The sequence below is a fragment of the Streptomyces sp. NPDC032822 genome, from assembly GCF_055578825.1.
Map to the genome: position 1 here is coordinate 393,862 of NZ_JBVIOL010000002.1, position 15,348 is coordinate 409,209.

The 15,348-nt window shown below is 73.4% G+C and carries 15 protein-coding genes; 9 read left to right on the plus strand and 6 right to left on the minus strand.

Annotated elements, in window-relative coordinates:
- Nucleotides 1-27: 27 nt before the first annotated feature.
- The gene (locus ACZ5VD_RS07450) at nucleotides 28-684 is read right to left on the minus strand and encodes a helix-turn-helix domain-containing protein (RefSeq protein WP_468548347.1); all 657 of its coding nucleotides are present in this window, start codon (nucleotides 682-684) and stop codon (nucleotides 28-30) included.
- A gap of 220 nt (nucleotides 685-904) precedes the next feature.
- Complete coding sequence (locus tag ACZ5VD_RS07455) at nucleotides 905-2,071, minus strand: sensor histidine kinase (protein ID WP_468681329.1); 1,167 nt, start codon at nucleotides 2,069-2,071, stop codon at nucleotides 905-907.
- A gap of 165 nt (nucleotides 2,072-2,236) precedes the next feature.
- Here ACZ5VD_RS07455 and ACZ5VD_RS07460 point away from each other — a divergent pair, with 165 nt between their 5' ends.
- The 4 genes from ACZ5VD_RS07460 (at nucleotide 2,237) to ACZ5VD_RS07475 (ending at nucleotide 6,217) form a co-directional block, all read left to right on the plus strand.
- Nucleotides 2,237-2,605: a DUF4333 domain-containing protein gene (locus ACZ5VD_RS07460; protein ID WP_468681331.1), complete on the plus strand. Its 369-nt coding sequence runs from the start codon at nucleotides 2,237-2,239 to the stop codon at nucleotides 2,603-2,605.
- Nucleotides 2,606-2,649: 44 nt separating this feature from the next.
- Nucleotides 2,650-3,333 carry an ABC transporter ATP-binding protein gene (locus ACZ5VD_RS07465; RefSeq protein WP_468548344.1) on the plus strand — a complete coding sequence of 228 codons (684 nt, stop codon included), beginning with the start codon at nucleotides 2,650-2,652 and terminating at the stop codon, nucleotides 3,331-3,333.
- 77 nt (nucleotides 3,334-3,410) lie between these two features.
- Nucleotides 3,411-5,417 carry an FtsX-like permease family protein gene (locus ACZ5VD_RS07470; protein ID WP_468681332.1) on the plus strand — a complete coding sequence of 669 codons (2,007 nt, stop codon included), beginning with the start codon at nucleotides 3,411-3,413 and terminating at the stop codon, nucleotides 5,415-5,417.
- 92 nt (nucleotides 5,418-5,509) lie between these two features.
- Nucleotides 5,510-6,217, plus strand: coding sequence for a response regulator (locus tag ACZ5VD_RS07475; RefSeq protein WP_468548342.1), 708 nt, complete (start codon nucleotides 5,510-5,512; stop codon nucleotides 6,215-6,217).
- 55 nt (nucleotides 6,218-6,272) lie between these two features.
- Here the strand turns inward: ACZ5VD_RS07475 and ACZ5VD_RS07480 are convergent, their stop codons facing one another.
- Nucleotides 6,273-7,691: a cytochrome P450 gene (locus ACZ5VD_RS07480; protein WP_468681335.1), complete on the minus strand. Its 1,419-nt coding sequence runs from the start codon at nucleotides 7,689-7,691 to the stop codon at nucleotides 6,273-6,275.
- A gap of 161 nt (nucleotides 7,692-7,852) precedes the next feature.
- Entirely contained in the window at nucleotides 7,853-8,320 is a 468-nt protein-coding gene (locus tag ACZ5VD_RS07485; RefSeq protein ID WP_468548760.1) for a potassium channel family protein, read from the minus strand.
- Nucleotides 8,321-8,550: 230 nt separating this feature from the next.
- Here ACZ5VD_RS07485 and ACZ5VD_RS07490 point away from each other — a divergent pair, with 230 nt between their 5' ends.
- From ACZ5VD_RS07490 to ACZ5VD_RS07510, 5 genes are all read left to right on the plus strand, one after another.
- Nucleotides 8,551-9,426 (plus strand): hypothetical protein, encoded by an 876-nt coding sequence (locus ACZ5VD_RS07490; RefSeq protein WP_468681337.1) that lies wholly within the window; start codon nucleotides 8,551-8,553, stop codon nucleotides 9,424-9,426.
- Between the two features lie 134 nt (nucleotides 9,427-9,560).
- On the plus strand, nucleotides 9,561-10,373 hold the full coding sequence (locus tag ACZ5VD_RS07495; RefSeq protein ID WP_468548339.1) for an SAM-dependent methyltransferase: 813 nt from the start codon (nucleotides 9,561-9,563) through the stop codon (nucleotides 10,371-10,373).
- A 38-nt stretch (nucleotides 10,374-10,411) separates the two neighbouring features.
- Nucleotides 10,412-11,815 (plus strand): type I glutamate--ammonia ligase, encoded by a 1,404-nt coding sequence (locus ACZ5VD_RS07500; RefSeq protein ID WP_468681339.1) that lies wholly within the window; start codon nucleotides 10,412-10,414, stop codon nucleotides 11,813-11,815.
- A 1-nt stretch (nucleotide 11,816) separates the two neighbouring features.
- Nucleotides 11,817-12,968, plus strand: coding sequence for an amidohydrolase family protein (locus tag ACZ5VD_RS07505; RefSeq protein ID WP_468548337.1), 1,152 nt, complete (start codon nucleotides 11,817-11,819; stop codon nucleotides 12,966-12,968).
- Between the two features lie 69 nt (nucleotides 12,969-13,037).
- Nucleotides 13,038-13,565 carry an NUDIX hydrolase family protein gene (locus ACZ5VD_RS07510; RefSeq protein ID WP_468548759.1) on the plus strand — a complete coding sequence of 176 codons (528 nt, stop codon included), beginning with the start codon at nucleotides 13,038-13,040 and terminating at the stop codon, nucleotides 13,563-13,565.
- Between the two features lie 6 nt (nucleotides 13,566-13,571).
- Here ACZ5VD_RS07510 and ACZ5VD_RS07515 read toward each other — a convergent pair whose 3' ends face one another.
- Together ACZ5VD_RS07515 and ACZ5VD_RS07520 are read right to left on the minus strand one after the other, a co-directional pair.
- Entirely contained in the window at nucleotides 13,572-13,907 is a 336-nt protein-coding gene (locus tag ACZ5VD_RS07515) for a DUF2218 domain-containing protein (protein ID WP_468548336.1), read from the minus strand.
- 152 nt (nucleotides 13,908-14,059) lie between these two features.
- Entirely contained in the window at nucleotides 14,060-15,286 is a 1,227-nt protein-coding gene (locus tag ACZ5VD_RS07520; RefSeq protein ID WP_468548335.1) for a cytochrome P450, read from the minus strand.
- Nucleotides 15,287-15,348: the final 62 nt, after the last annotated feature.

Below are 15,348 nucleotides of genomic sequence, written 5' to 3' on the forward strand. Positions count from 1 at the left end.
AGAACCGCGGGACCCGGGTGTCAAGTGCTACTGAACACTCTCGCCGAGAACGAGCCATACGCCGACGGCCGGTTCGGGGCCGTCGTTGCGGTACCGGTGCGGGGTCGTCGACTCGAAGCAGACGGCGTCGCCGGGCTGGAGGACACGCTCGTCGAAGCCGAGGGTCAGGACGAGTTCGCCCGAGGTCAGATAGCCGTACTCGGTTCCCGCGTGCCGCATCAGGCCGCCGGTGCTGGAGGAGGCTCCCCCGGGCCGGTAGGTGACCAGCAGGAAGTCGACGTCCGTTCCCGGCACATGGCCGAGCCGCTCCCACACGACCCCCGAGTCCAGTTCCAGCGTCTCCCGCCCGGCCGGACCGACCAGCGGGCCGATCCGGCGCCCGGGGTCGGCGGCGAAGGCGGCGAGGGCGTGCAGCACGGTGTCCGGTGGCGGTGCCGTCGCAGGGGCGAGGAGGCTGACCGGGGTGACGGGGGTGGTCTCGCGGGCCCCGAAGAGTTCCTCCACGGAGATGCCGAGCACGGTCGTGATGGCGTACAGCGTGCTCACCGACGGCCGGCTCTTGCCGGTCTCTATCTGGGAGACGAGGCTCGCGGAGACCCCGACCGCGCGGGCCAGGCCGCGCAGACTCATCCCCCGCTCCAGGCGCGCCCGCCGGACGCGTTCACCCAAGGACGCCAGTGACACGAGCGGCTCCTCTCCCGGCCCGACTGGGCGATCCGACCGCGTGGCCGGACTGTGCAGCTCCATTGAACAGGCGCGTCGGCGGTCACGGACAGGCGTCGCGGACAGGCCATCGCGGAGGGGCTCGCGCAGACGGCTCTCACAGACGGCTCGCGCGGGTGGGGTACAGCGGGTGGGCCGTCGCGGATCGGGGATCGCCGATCCGGCCACCGGCCGACCCGCCTCACGCCGGAAAGTCCGCCCGTACCTCCCAGCCGTGCCCGGACCGCGGTCCCGCGTGCAGGTCGCCGCCCAGGGCCGTCACCCGTTCCTTGAGGCCGACCAGACCGAAGCCGCCGCCGTGCGCGGCGTCCGGGAGCCGGCTGCCGCCGCGGCCGTCGTCCGTCACGGACACCTCCAGCCGGCCGCCGTCGTGGCCGAGGCGGACGGAGACCCGGGTGGCGTCGCCCGCGTGCCGCCGCACGTTGGTCAGCGCCTCCTGGACGACACGGAAGGCGGCGGCCTGCACCTCGTGCGGGAGGTCGTCGCGGACGGCGGGGGTACGCACCAGGGTGGCCTGCTGGATGGGGCTCGCGAAGCCGTCGACCAGCCCGACGATGCCGGCGAGGTCGCCCACCGGGCGGCGATCGGCCGGTTCGGTGCCGGTGTCGCGCAGCACACCGACCGTGCGGCGCATGGACGCCAGCGCCTCGGTCGCGGCCTGTTCGATGCCCGCGAGAACGGGGTCGAGGCCGTCCTGCCGGGAGTCGGCCATCATGCGGGCCACCTGGGTCTGGACGAGGATCCCGGTGACGTGGTGGGCGACGAAGTCGTGCAGGTCGGCGGCGATGGCGAGGCGCTCCGAGCGGCGGGTCTCACTGACCGCCACGGTCCGGCGGTAGTCCATGGAGCGCAGATAGGCGGCGAACCCGGCGGTGAGGCCGACCAGGGCCAGCCCGATCAGCATGAAGCCCAGCATGGTGTCGTGCATGCCGCGCAGCGACCGCACCGGCAGCAGCAGGACGGCGGCACCGTCCAGCACCCCGCAGACCACGACCCAGCGACGCGGACAGTGCCGTACGGCGATGAACAGCGCGCACAGCAGGATCGTCACCTCGCCCGGGCCGAACGGGGCGTCCGGGTACTTCACCGCGCTCAGTGTGTAGAGGCAGGAGGCCACGGCGGGTACGGCGGTGCGCAGTTGCGGGGTGAGCCGGGTGGGACGCCGGTCGGAGGGCCACAGCACGGCGGACGCGCCGACGATCAGCAGCAGGGCCGTCGGCCACGCGCCGAAGCCGTACCCGTCGAGATGGGACAGGTCGACGGCGAAGGCCAGGTCGACGACCACCCCTCCGAGGAGGGCGCCGATACCGAAGCCCCGGGCCACGCCCCGGAGAGATACGGACTTCATGCCGCTCACCGTATGCGGCACGGACGGCGACGGAATCGGCCGAACGGTCGAGGCGGCGGCGCACGAACCGTGGCCGTTCGGCCGAGGCGCGCGCCCAGGCGCCCGGGCGAGAGTGGAGCCACTTCCTCCCCTCCATCCCCTTCGCAGAGCCCTCAGGAGTACGTGATGCAGCGCAAGTTCCTTCTCGGTGTCGTCGGTGGTGCGGCCGGTGTCGCCGCCGTGTTCGGTGTCGGGACCCATCTGCTGTCCGGGACCGAGTCCACCACCCGGCTGGACTCGACCGACACGGTCGTCGTGGGCGGTCAGCGGGCCCTCGCGAGCGACATCGTCGCGGCCCGCACCCAGGGCAAGTACCACCCGCTGCCCTGGGTCGGCGGCAAGGTCACCGACGTCAGCTGCCCCACCGGTCTCAAGGCCGTCGCCGGTGCCACCGTCACCTGCACCGGCAGGAAGAGCGGCGGCGGGACCGTCGACATCCCGGTCACCGTGGTCAAGGCCACGGACCACTCCGTCACCTGGAAGTTCGAGCGCTAGGAAACGCTGCGAAGCGTCCGCATCAGAAAGGGACACGGCATCTCATGAGCATCGTCCTGGCCGGTCACGGCCTCGTGAAGAAGTACGGCTCCACCACCGCCCTGGCGGGTGTGGACGTCGAGGTCGGCGAGCGCGACTCCCTCGCCGTCATGGGCCCCTCGGGGTCCGGGAAGTCCACTCTGTTGCACATCCTGGCCGGGATCGTCCGCCCGGACGGCGGTGAGGTGCTGCTCCGCGGGAAGCGCCTGGACGATCTCGGCGAGAACAGGCTCAGCGCGCTGCGCCGCAAGCGCTTCGGGTTCGTGTTCCAGTCCGGTCAGCTGCTGCCGGAACTGCCCGCCGACGAGAACGTGGCGCTGCCGCTGATGCTGGAGGGCGTACCCCGCCGGCAGGCCGTCGTGCGGGCCCGGCGCTGGTTCGCGCCGCTCGGCCTCGACGGCCTGGAGCACCGCCGGCCCGGCCAGCTGTCCGGCGGTCAGGCCCAGCGGGTCGCCATCGCCCGCGCCCTGGCCGTGGCACCGGACGTGGTGTTCGCCGACGAGCCGACCGGCGCACTGGACCAGGTCACGAGCACGGAGGTCGTCCGGCTGCTGACCTCCGTCACCCGCGAGCAGGGCGCCGCCCTGGTGATGGTCACGCACGACGCCGATGTCGCCGCGCACTGCGACCACGTCCTGCACGTCCGGGACGGCCGGATCAGCAGCTACAGCCAGTACACGGTCGCCTGAACCGACCGCGTTCCGGCCCGCCCCGCCTGCCTCCATCTGTTCGCCCCCGTCTGCCCGCCTGTTCCTGGAGACCTGTCATGCGCTCCCCCGTCCTGCCCCTGACCTGGCACCTGGCCCGGTCCTCCGGCCGCCGTGGCCTGCAGAGCCAGTTGCTGGCGGCCGGGGCCGCCGCCGTCGGCGCGTTCGTACTGCTGGTGATGATCGCCGCCGCCCTGGGCTCCGGCACCCGCGCCGGCCAGACGGCCTGGCGCACCCCGCAGCCCGCCCGGCACGCCACCGCCGTCCAGGCACTCGCCACGACCTACGTCCGCCACCAGCCCCTCAGCGTCGTCTCCCTGGCCCAGCTGCCCGACCGCGCGGCGACCCCCGCCCCACCCGGCCTCGGCTCCTTCCCGAAGCGGGGCGAGGTGTACGTCTCCCCGGCCCTGGCGAAGCTGCTGCACGCGTTGCCCGCGGGCCAGCTCGCCGACCGCTTCCCGAAGGTGACGTCCTACGGCACGATCGGCGCCGCCGGTCTCGCCTCACCGGACGAACTGGTCGCCGTCGTGGGGCGGGCACCGGGCGACCCCGCGCTCTCCGAGGCGGCCGGCGACCCCGGGATCTACGGCGGGGACCAGACCGCGCGCGCCGGGATCACCGGATTCGGGGGCACCCACGCGAGCATGTTCACCTCCTTCGACCGGCTCACCGCGCTGCTGGGCGTGACGCTGCTGGTGCTGCCGGTGGTCGTGCTGGCCGCGGCGGCCGGCCGACTCGGCGCGGCCCGGCGCGAACAGCGGCTCGCCGCGCTGCGGCTGGCCGGGGCCACCCCGCGGCAGATCATCGGCATGACCGCCGTCGAGGCCGCGGCCGTCGGCGCGGCCGGTGCCCTGACGGGTGCCGTGCTGTACACGGCGTCGCTGCCGGCCCTCGCCGAGATCCCGTACGGCATCGGCGTCTGGTACCCGGGACAGCTGTGGGTGGGTGGGGCCCGGCTCGCCGCGGTCGTCCTCGCGGTCACCGCGCTCATCACCGTCAGCGCGGTGTCGATGCTCCGCCAGGTGGCGACCTCACCGTTGGGCGTCGCCCAGCAGGCGAACCCGCGGCGCACCCGTGTCATCCGGCTCGTGCTGTTCCTGGCGGTCCTGGTGTACGTCTACGCATCGACCGGCGGCGGGAGCATGACCAGCCGCCAGGTGGTCGTCCTCCTGCTGCTGTTCTACGGCGCCTTCTGGCTGGTCGGCCCTTGGGCCGTGGACCGGCTCGGCCAGGCCGTGGCCCGCTTCGCCAGACGGCCGGCGACCCTGCTGGCGGCACGCCGGCTCAGCGACGACCCGCGCGGCACCTGGCGTACCGTCAGCGGGCTGGTGCTGGCGGGCTTCGCGGCCGGGTTCTTCTCCGTGAGCATGGTGGGCACCGAGGGCGCCCGCTACCACGGCCAGGTGGCGGTGGTCACCGCGAGCGCCGCCCAGGCCCGGCACGCCACCGACGAGGCCCGCACGCTGCTGCGCGCCGCGGGAGTCACCGCGACCGTCTCCGCCGTCGGCGAGGACGACTTCGACAGTCTGACGGGGGGTCACCCGGGCGTGGTCGCCCATGTCTCCGGCGGCGGACGGGACCTCGACACCGCCGTCACCGCCCTCGCCCCGCTGGGCACGGGCGTGCTGCCGTACACCGAGGACTACGCCACCGCGAACGACCGCACGGTCATCGAGCGGTTCGCCGAGGTCAGCAAGGCCACTCTGGCGCTGAGCTTCCTGGTGGCCGGCGCCTCGGCCGGGCTCACCGCCGCGGCGAACGTGCTGGACCGGCGCCGGGTCTACGGTCTGCTGCGGCTGGCCGGCACCCCGCTGAAGGTGCTGGACCGGGCCCGCGTACGGGAGACGGTCCTCCCGCTCGTCGTCCTGGCGGGCGGCACCATCGCCACCGGTGTCTACGCCTCCTACCGGCTGAACGCGGTGTTCGGCGCCTCCCTCAACACCACCGGAGCCCTGCAACTCGCCGCCTGTGTGGCCGTGGGCGCGCTGGTGATGTTCGCGGCGATCGGCGGCAGCAGGCCGTTGCTGCGGAAGGTGACGGCCGACCCGGCCCGGGCCGCGGACTGAACGGACCGAGCGGAACGAGCGGCGTGGGTGGGGCCCGCCGCGCCCACGGGCGGGCCCCACCCGTGCTCACCCCCTGAGGCATGATGCGAGCCATGACGAGCCCCACCCCGAGCGGCGCCCCCATCCGCGTCCTCATCGCCGACGACCAGGAGATGGTCCGTACCGGCTTCCGCTTCTTCTTGGACGCGCAGCCCGACATCACGGTGGTCGCCCTGGCCGCCGACGGCGAGGAGGCGGTCGCGCTGGCCCGCGAGGTCAGGCCGGACGTGTGCCTGCTGGACATCCGGATGCCGAAACTGGACGGTCTGGAGGCCACCCGGCTGCTGGCCGGGCCCGGCGTCGCCGATCCGATGCGGGTGGTCGTGGTGACCACCTTCGACCTCGACGAGTACGTGTACGGGGCGCTGCGCGGCGGCGCGTGCGGGTTCCTGCTCAAGGACTCCGGGCCGACCCTGCTGGCGGAGGCGGTCCGGGCGGCCGCGGCGGGCGACTCCCTGGTCTCCCCCTCGGTCACCGTGCGGCTCCTGAGGCATGTCACCGAGGCTCCGCAGCCGATCGCCCCGGTCCGCACGGCGTCCCCTGCCGAGCCTCTCACCGAGTCCCTCACCGAGCGTGAACTCGACGTGGTCCGCCTGGTCGCGCTCGGCCGCACGAACGCGGAGATCGCCGCCGAGCTGTACGTCTCGCTGTCCACGGTCAAGACCCACCTGTCCAGCGTCCAGCTGAAGCTGGCGGCGCGGAACCGGGTGGAGATCGCGGCCTGGGCATGGCAGAACGGGCGGGTGGGGCCGGGGTCCTGACCGGGCCCCCGATCGGCTCCGGATGATGTCCGGACGTCCCCGGGTCGGCCCCGCGTCAGCCGCCGGAGCGGATGAGCCCCGTCAGGTAACGCCACAGCGCCGACCGCCGCTTGGCGGCCCGATCCGGGATCTCCACCGCGGGCAGCGCGCTCTCCCCGGTCTCCTCCGACAGCGACGGCAGCGGGACGTGCGGCCCGGTCAGCTCGTAGCGCACCGGCAGTGACCGCAGTCCGCGCATGAACGGCGAGGAACGCCACGGCAGTTGGTCGACGGGGAGGGCGAGTTCCAGGTGCCCGAACCGTTCGAAGAGGCGGCTCACCCCGGCTGCCGCGATCGTCGACGCCAGCTCACGGGAGGGGCACTGACGACGTCCCGCGCCCCACGACAGATGCGCCCGGCTGCTGATGGTGGAGGAACCCGGTGCCATCTGCCCGGCGAAGACGGGGTCGGCGTGCGCGGCCGCGGAGGAGACCCACACCGGGTCGCCCGCGTGGATGGTGTAGTTCCCCAGCGGGGTGTCCTCGGCGGCGAACCTCGGCACGAAGTTGACCAGGGGCGGCTTGCGCATCACCACCCGGTTGATGGTCTCGCGGACCATCCCGGCGGACAGCACGGTACGCACCCCACCCTCGCGCTCTCCGGAGATCACCTCGACGACGGTGTTGGAAATGAGGATGCCGACATGGTCGGAGGTCATGCCGAGCAGCATGAACAGTTCCCGGGCCAACTCGTCGACGGAGAGGTCCGGGTGGGCGGCCAGCAGGTGGGAGGGGAAGTCGTCGCCGGGCTTTCGGAGCTTGGCGGCGGCCAGCGAGCCGAGCGTCTCCAGGAGCCGTTCCAGGGCGGGTTCGGCGTCCGGGCCCGCGTCCAGCACCCGCCACATGTCCATCAGGGCGTCGTCGCCCTGGGAGCCGGGGAAGCCCAGCAGATGGCTCGCCGCCATCAGCGGGAGCGGGCGGGAGAACTGCGCCGACAGGTCGGCCATGCCGGTGCCGCCGCCCTGTGCGAGCAGGCTGATCAGTTCGTCGGCGTAGTGCGTGACGGCCGCCTTCAGCCGCTTGGCCTGGGGGTGGCGCGGGTCCTGGAAGGGCCGCAGCGCGGCGTCCCAGGCGCTGCGCAGGGCGGGGTAGCCCGGGCCGCCCTGGATCAGGATGTGGTTGACCTCCAGGGAGGGTCCGAGCGGCCAGTCGGCGGGTACCAGGCCCTCCGACCGGGCGCGCCAGTTCTCCAGGCCCTTCGGCCAGGCGGCGTCGTCCTGGAGCACGCCCAGCGCCTCGCGGTAGCCCAGCACGAGCCAGGCGGGTACGCCGAGCAGGTCGACCGGCGCGACCGGGCCGTGCACCTGACGCAGCCGCTCGTAGACGAGCGCAGGACGGGTCTCGTAGTCCCGGGTCAGCAGCGGCTCCGGGTCCAGGGCTTCCAGGCGCGCGCCGCCCGTCGTCGACTCCCCCTCGTCGACCAGATGGAACTCCATGACTCTGCCGCCCCCTTCGACACCGCGCGTAGCGGCCTGCAGCCTGTGAGTTGCGGATCGGGGAGACGCTACCTCAAACCCCACCCGCGTCACCCGTCGGGGTACTCACGGGTAATCAGAATCCGCCCATGAACGGCCGTCGGCCCCAAATCGGCCCGCGGTCAGGCCTGTTCACCCTTGCCGGCCACCAGGCGCTCCAGCCGGTCGAAGCGCTCGTGCAGGGCCCGGGCGGTCTCCTCGGTCAACGCGTGGGCCTCGTGGGCGAGAGAGTGGCGGCGCCGCTGTTCCCGGCCGACGAACCAGGTGGCCAGGGCCGCGGTGACCATGCCGTAGGTGGTGATGCCGACGATCATGACCACCGTGCCGATGATCCGGCCCCCCAAGGTGACCGGGTAGAAGTCGCCGTATCCCACGGTGGTCGCCGTCTCGATCGACCACCACAGCGCCCTCGGGTACGTCGTGAGGTTCGCGCCCCTGGCCCCGTGCTCGGCGGCGACCACGGCCCAGGAGCCGATGAGCATCACCACGACGAGGACGAGTGTCGCCCCGCCCGCCGCCCGCAGATGGAGCGTGCGGCCCTCCCGGCCGAGCAGCACCTCGACCGCCCTGGCGAGGAATCCGGGCAGCATGCTCGCTCCTTGGGGGATCCGGGGGCCGTATGCGGACAGTGTCGTCGCGCGGGCCGGGGCGGGCCTGCCGGGCGGGGCGTTCGAGTCGCCCCGGCCCGTGCCGTGGCCGGACGCCGTGTCGCTCACCCGAACAGGCGTGTGCGCTGGTGGGCCGGGAGGGCCGGTGGTGCGCTGAGGACACACCCCACGAGACACCCCCGCCACCCCCTCGTCCCCAGGAGGCATCCGCAATGACCGCTCGTCCGTCCCTCCCGCCTCGCCCCAAGGCCCGGGGAGGCGCCCCCGTCGTCCGGTTCCTCGCCTCGGCCCTGGCGGCGGGCACGCTGCTGACCGCCACGGCCTGCTCGGACGGCGACGACGGCGGAAGCGGTGCGGCGGCCTCCGGCGTCGCCGCGTCACCCGTGGCCGCGAAGTCGCCGACCGGCACGCCGACCGCCTCCCCGTCCGGCCGCCTCACCGCGGCCGGCGCCCGGGACGCGCTGGTCACCGAGGCCGACCTGGAGGACGACTGGACGGAGGTCGCCGACCGGAAGGCCGCTTCCTGGCACGACAGCCTGCTCATCGGGAAGGTCGACGTCACCGACTTCTTCACCGCCGAGGCCGAGGCCGCCGACTGTCAGCGGCTCCTCGACGCGCTCTTCGACGACACCCTGCTGGGCAAGCCGTCCGGGGCGTCCGCGCTGCGCGGCTTCGAGGCCGGCGACTCCCGCCTCCTCCAGCAGGTCGCCGCCTACGACAAGGACGCCCTCGACACCTCCCTGGCCTGGCTGAAGACCCTCCCGACCGAGTGCGACCGGTTCACGGCGACCGACGACCGGGGCGGCGAGCGGACGGTCCAGGTGACCGAGACGTCCGTGCCGAAGGTGGGCGACGCCCGGCAGGGCCTGCACGTGACCGTGCAGGACACGACCTCCGGCGGGGCCTCCACGCTCACCCTGGACATCGCCGTCGTACGGGTCGCCGCCGACGCGATCACCGTCACCGCCGGCGGTCTCGACGGCGACGAGGACGACTCCCTGGAGCAGGCCGTGCGGCAGGGCACCGAGCGGCTCAAGGACGTCCGAGCGGGCCGGACGCCGTCCGCGGCCCCCGGCGAGGTCGACTGACCCCGCTCCCCCACCCGCCGTCGGTTCCCCACCGGCACCCGCCACCGCGTTCACACTGCCCCGTTTGCGGGACAAGCTGATCATCGGACGGCACAATGGCGGCGACGGACGCGGGAGCGAGAGGGAGCAGTGACGTGAACGAGAGCGACACCCCGGCAGGCAGGTCGGCGCGGCTGAACACCGGAGTGGCGCACAACGCGCGCGTGTGGAACTACTGGATCGGCGGCAAGGACAACTACGAGGTCGACCAGCAGGTCGGCGACCACGTGGCCACGATGTTCCCGATCATCCGCGAAGTCGCCCGCGCCGACCGCTGGTTCCTCGGCCGGGCGGTGCGGTTCCTCGCCGAGGAGCGGGGCGTGCGGCAGTTCCTGGACATCGGCACCGGGCTGCCGACGGTGGACAACACCCATGAGATCGCCCAGCGGATCGCGCCCGAGTCGCGGATCGTGTACGTGGACAACGACCCCATCGTGCTGGTGCACGCGCGCACCCTGCTCACCAGCACCCCGGGGGGTGTCACCGACTACATCGACGCCGACGTGCACGACCCCGACGCCATCCTCGAACGGGCGGCGCGCACCCTCGACTTCGACCGGCCGGTCGCGGTCATGATGCTCGGCATCCTCAACTTCGTCCTCGACGCCGACAAGGCGCGGGACATCGCCCACCGGGTCATGGCCGCGATGCCGTCGGGCAGTTACCTCGCCCTGACGCACCCCACCTTCGACGCCGACCTCGGCGGCGAGGGCCAGATCCCGGCGATGAACTTCTGGAACGAGAACGCCACGCCGCCGATCTGCGCCCGCGGCCGCGAGGACATCGCCGCCTTCTTCGAGGGGCTCGACCTGCTGGAACCGGGCCTGGTGTCGTGCTCGCAGTGGCGTGCCGGGCCCGACTCCCCGCTCGTGGTACCGCAGTTCGGCGCGGTGGCCGTGAAACCCTGACGCAGCGCCGATCCGGCCGAGCCCGTCATGGAGGACGTATGACCACCCTTGCCGACCCGGTCCCCGGCGGACGTCCCGGTGAGGTCGAGCGGGCCGCCGCGCTCGCCGACGAGCTGGCCGAGCGGGGCGTGCACGGGGTCGTCCTCTCCTACGTCGACACCGCGGGGGTCACCCGGGTGAAGACCGTACCGACGGCGAAGCTGACGTCGGCCGTCGCCTGGGGTGTCGGCATGTCACCGGTGTTCGACACCTTCCTGGCCGACGACTCGATCGTCGCCACCGACGTGCTCGGCTCGCCGGACGGCGATCTGCGGCTGTATCCCGACCTGGACCGGCTGGTGGCGCTGGTCGGACAGCCGGGCTGGGCGTGGGCGCCGGTCGACCGGATCACACAGGAGGGCGAACCGCATCCCGGGTGCGCTCGCACCCTGTTGCGCCGGGTCGTCCGGGAGGCCGACGAGCGACACGGGCTGGCCTTCCGGGCGGGCATCGAGATCGAGTGGGCGGTCGGTCAAGGCCCGTCCGCCGCCGGGGACTTCGTGCCCGCGACGACGGGGCCGGCGTACAGCGCCACCCGGCAGGTGGAGTTGAGCGACTGCACCGCCGACCTGCTGGCCGCGTTCGCGGCGCAGGACGTCGAGGTCGAGCAGTTGCATCCCGAGTACGCGGCCGGGCAGTTCGAGGTCGCGGTGGGCGCGCTGGATCCGGTGGCGGCGGCCGACCGCAGCGTGCTGGTGCGGCAGACGATCCGGGCGGTGGCGGCCCGCCACGGCCTGGTCGTGTCCTTCGCCCCGGCGGTCTTCGCTCAGGGCGTCGGCAACGGCGGCCACATCCACCTCTCCGCCTGGCGCGACGATGTGAACCTGCACTCCGGGGGCGGCGGCCGGTACGGCATGACGGCCGAGGCCGAGTCGTTCGCGGCCGGGATCCTCGCCCACCTGCCCGCGCTCACGGCGGTGACGGCGCCCAGCCCGGCGAGCTATCTGCGGCTCAGGCCGTCCCAGTGGGCCGGGGTGTTCACCGCCTGGGGCCGGGAGACCCGCGAGGCGGCGGTGCGGGTGGTCACCGGGACGGCGGGCCTCCGCGACCGGGCCGCGAACCTGGAGGTCAAGCCGGTCGACCTGGCCGCCAACCCCTATCTCGCGCTCGCCGCGCTGATCGCCGCCGGTCTGGACGGTCTGGCCTCGGCGGCGCCGCTGCCCGAGGAGATCACCGGGGACCCGGCCCGGCTCGACGCCGGGCAGGCCGCCGCCCGGGGAGTGCACCGGCTGCCGACCTCCCTGTCCGAGGCGGTCGAGGCGTTCCGCGGCGACGGGCTGCTGCGGACCGCGCTGGGCCCCGTCCTCGCCGACGCGGTGACCGCCGTACGCCTGGGGGAGGTCGCGGCGGTGGCCGGGATGGACGACGAACACGTGGCGGCGGCGTACCGCTGGCGGTACTGACATGGGCGCGGGGCCCGTGCACGAGGCGCTCGCCGCGCTGCCGCTGGTGGACCACCACTGCCACGGGGTGGTCACCGCCGGGCTGGACCGGGCGGACTTCGAGGCGCTGCTCACCGAGGGCGCCGTCCGGCCCGGGATCTCGCCGTTCGACAGCCCGGTCGGGGTGGCCGTGCGGCGGCACTGCGCCCCGCTCCTGGACCTGCCGCGCCATGCGCCCGCCGAGGAGTACGTGGCCCGGCGGGCGGAGTTGGGGGCGGGCGAGGTGAACCGCCGGTTCCTCGGTGCCGCGGGCACCGGCGTGTTCTGCGTCGACACCGGGTTCACCCCGGACCGCCTCACCTCGCCCCGGGAGCTGGCCGAGGCCGCGGGCGGGAGGGCGTACGAGGTCGTCCGTCTGGAGGCCGTCGCCGAGGCGGTGGCGGCGGGCGGGGTGGAGCCGGACGCCTATGCGGAAACGTTCCGCGCGGCCGCGCTGGAGGCCGTGCGACGGCCCGGTGTGGTGGCGGTGAAGTCGGTGGCCGCCTACCGCACCGGCTTCGACCTGGACCCGGCACGGCCGTCGGACGCGGACGTCACCGGGGCGGCCCGGCGCTGGCTCGCGGAGGGCGGTGGCCGGCTGGCCGACCCGGTCCTCGTACGACAGTTGCTGTGGACCGCCGTGGACCTGGGGCTGCCCCTCCAGTTGCACACCGGGTTCGGCGACGCGGACATCCGGCTGCACCGGGTGGACCCCACGCACCTGACGGACTGGCTGCACCTGACCGCCGGCACCATCCCGGTGCTTCTGCTGCACTGCTGGCCCTACCAGCGTCAGGCGGCCTACCTGTCAGCGGTGTTCGAACAGGTGTACCTCGATGTGGGGCTCACGCTGCATCATGTCGGTCCCGCCCGTGCCGGAGCGGTCCTGGCCGAAGCGATGGAGATCACGCCGTTCCGCAAACTGCTGTACAGCTCCGACGCGTACGGTGTGGCCGAGTTCTACCAGCTCGGCGCGCTGGCCTTCCGGCAGGGCCTGACCGGCCTGCTCCAGGAACGGGTGGACGCCGACGAGCTGAGCCTGCCGGACGCGCTGCGGATCGCGGCGTGGACCGGCGGCGACAACGCCCGCCGTCTCTACGGACTGCCCTCGACCGACACGGAACCCTCACCCTGAATTCCCCCAGCCCGATACCGCGACCGAGCGTTCGCGTTTCCCGGAAAGTATGATCAAGCAATGTCTGACATGACCGACACCACACCCGGCTGGCTGAGTTCCGACGAGCTGGAGATGGCGCGCGCCCGCATGCCGATCCTGTACGTCGAGGCCGTGCCGGTCCGCGTCGACGACAACGGCGAAGTCACCAGCGTCGGCCTGCTGCTGCGCATCGGGCCCGACGGGACGGTCAGCCGGACGCTGGTCTCCGGCCGTGTCCTGCACCACGAGCGGGTCCGCGACGCCCTGCTGCGCCACCTGGAGAAGGACCTCGGCCCGGTGGCGCTGCCCCGGATCCCGACCTCGCTGCAGCCCTTCACGGTCGCGGAGTACTTCCCCACCCACGGCGTCACGCCGTACCACGACCCCCGCCAGCACGCGGTGTCCCTCGCCTACGTCGTCCCGGTCAGCGGCGACTGCCGCCCCCGCCAGGACGCCCTGGACCTGGTCTGGTTCAGCCCGCAGGACGCCCTGTCGCTCGCGGTGCACAGCGAGATGCCGGGCGGTCACGGCGTACTGCTCAAGCAGGCCCTGGCGCACGTGGGCCACTCGGTCTGACGGCTCTCACTCCGGCTCCTCCGCGGCCTTGCGCTGGGTGGAGCCGGGCTCGCCGGTGTCGCGCCGCCACTCGACGACCAGCTCGTCCTTGCTGCCGAAGCGGACGAGGTGGCGTCCGACGACGTCTTCGAGACGGTCGAGGTGCTCGGTCTGCGACTCCACGGCCAGCAGCAGGGCGCCGTCGACGGCGGTGAGTGTGCCGGTGCCGTTCTGGAAGAGCAGCCGGCCCTCGCCGGTCTCCTCGTCCCAGCCGGTCTCGGCGCGCCGGCCCAGGTGGGCGGCGAGCTGCTTGGCGTAGCGCTGCGGTCGGTCGGTGGTGACGCGGGCTTCGGAACGGGGCATGGCGTACTCCGGGGATCGCAGGGTGCGGTGCGGTGAACGTCTCGATGGTGCCGGAGCGGCGCACCGGACGCGCCCCCTCCCACGCGTCACGCACCGCGAGGCAGAATTGTCTCCCGCGTCGCCACCGCTCGGCGCCTCCTGGGACGCCGAGGTCAGGTGCCCTTCAGGGCGAGCGGCAGCGAGCTGATGCCGCTGAGGAAGTTGGAGTACACCGGTCGCGCCGGGCCCGTCCGCTCCCAGTGCGCCACCAGGTCGCGCAGTCCGGCGAGGACGGCCCCGATCTCGGCCCGGGCCAGGTAGGCGCCGAGACAGAAGTGGGGTCCGTAGGCGAACGTGACGTGCTTGTTCGGCGTGCGGTCCAGACGCAGTCGGCCGGGGTCGTCGAAGACGCGTTCGTCGTGGTTGGCGGAGGGGTTCCACACGGTGACGATGTCCCCGGCCGCGATGTCCTGACCGCCGACGAGGGTGTCGGTGGTGGCGGTACGGCCGGAGTGCAGGGCGGGGGTCGTCCAGCGCAGCATCTCCTCGACGGCGGTCTCGATCCGGACGTCCCCGCGCCGGAGGGCCGCCCACTGGTCGGGGTGGTCCAGGAGGGCGTGGGCGGCGCCGACCATGGACAGCCGGGCCGTCTCGTCGCCGCCGAGGATCAGGCTGTAGCAGTTGAGCATGATCTCGTCGTCGTCCAGCGGCAGTCCGTCGATCTCGCTGCCCGCGAGCAGCGCGATGACGTCGGCGTGCGGGCCTTCGCGCCGTTCGCGGGCAAGGTTCGCGAAGTAGAGCAGGATCTCGCTCTTGGCGATCCACGCGTCGGCGGCCGTGCTGTCCGCCTCGTGGGATCCCAGCGCCGAGGACGTCAGGCTCAGCACCTGGGCCCGGTCGGCGTCGGGTACGCCGAGCAGGTCGCAGATGGCGCCGAGCGGGACGCCCGCGGCCACATCGGCGGCGAAGTCGCAGCTGCCCCGGTCGATGGCGTCCCGCAGCAGGCGTTCCACGGTGCGGCGCACGCTCGCCACGATCGGTTCCAGGGCACGTGGGGTGAACGCGGCCATGAGCAGGCGGCGCAGCGCGGTGTGGCGCCGGCCGTCGGTGATGGCGAGCATCCGCCCGGCCGCGGAGTCGCCGCCGGCGAGCAGGGTCTCCAGGACGTTGCCGCCCTCGGAGGTGAAGCGGGTGCTGTCGCGGTACACGGAGGTGACGTCGGCGTGCCGGGTCACCACCCAGAACCCGGGCGCCGAGCCGGTCGCCGGATTCCAGTGGACCGGCTCGTGCTCCCGCAGATGGCGCCATACGGCGGACAGGTCGCTCTCGGCGTGCAGCCGCGGGTCGGCCAGGTTCAGCGTGTCTAGCTCTTCCGGAGCGATCGTCCGCCGCGTGGTCATGTTCCGTGTGTCTCCTCTGCTCCGGTCTCCGATGGCTTGGCTCCCCCGTTGCGGGGCGGCCC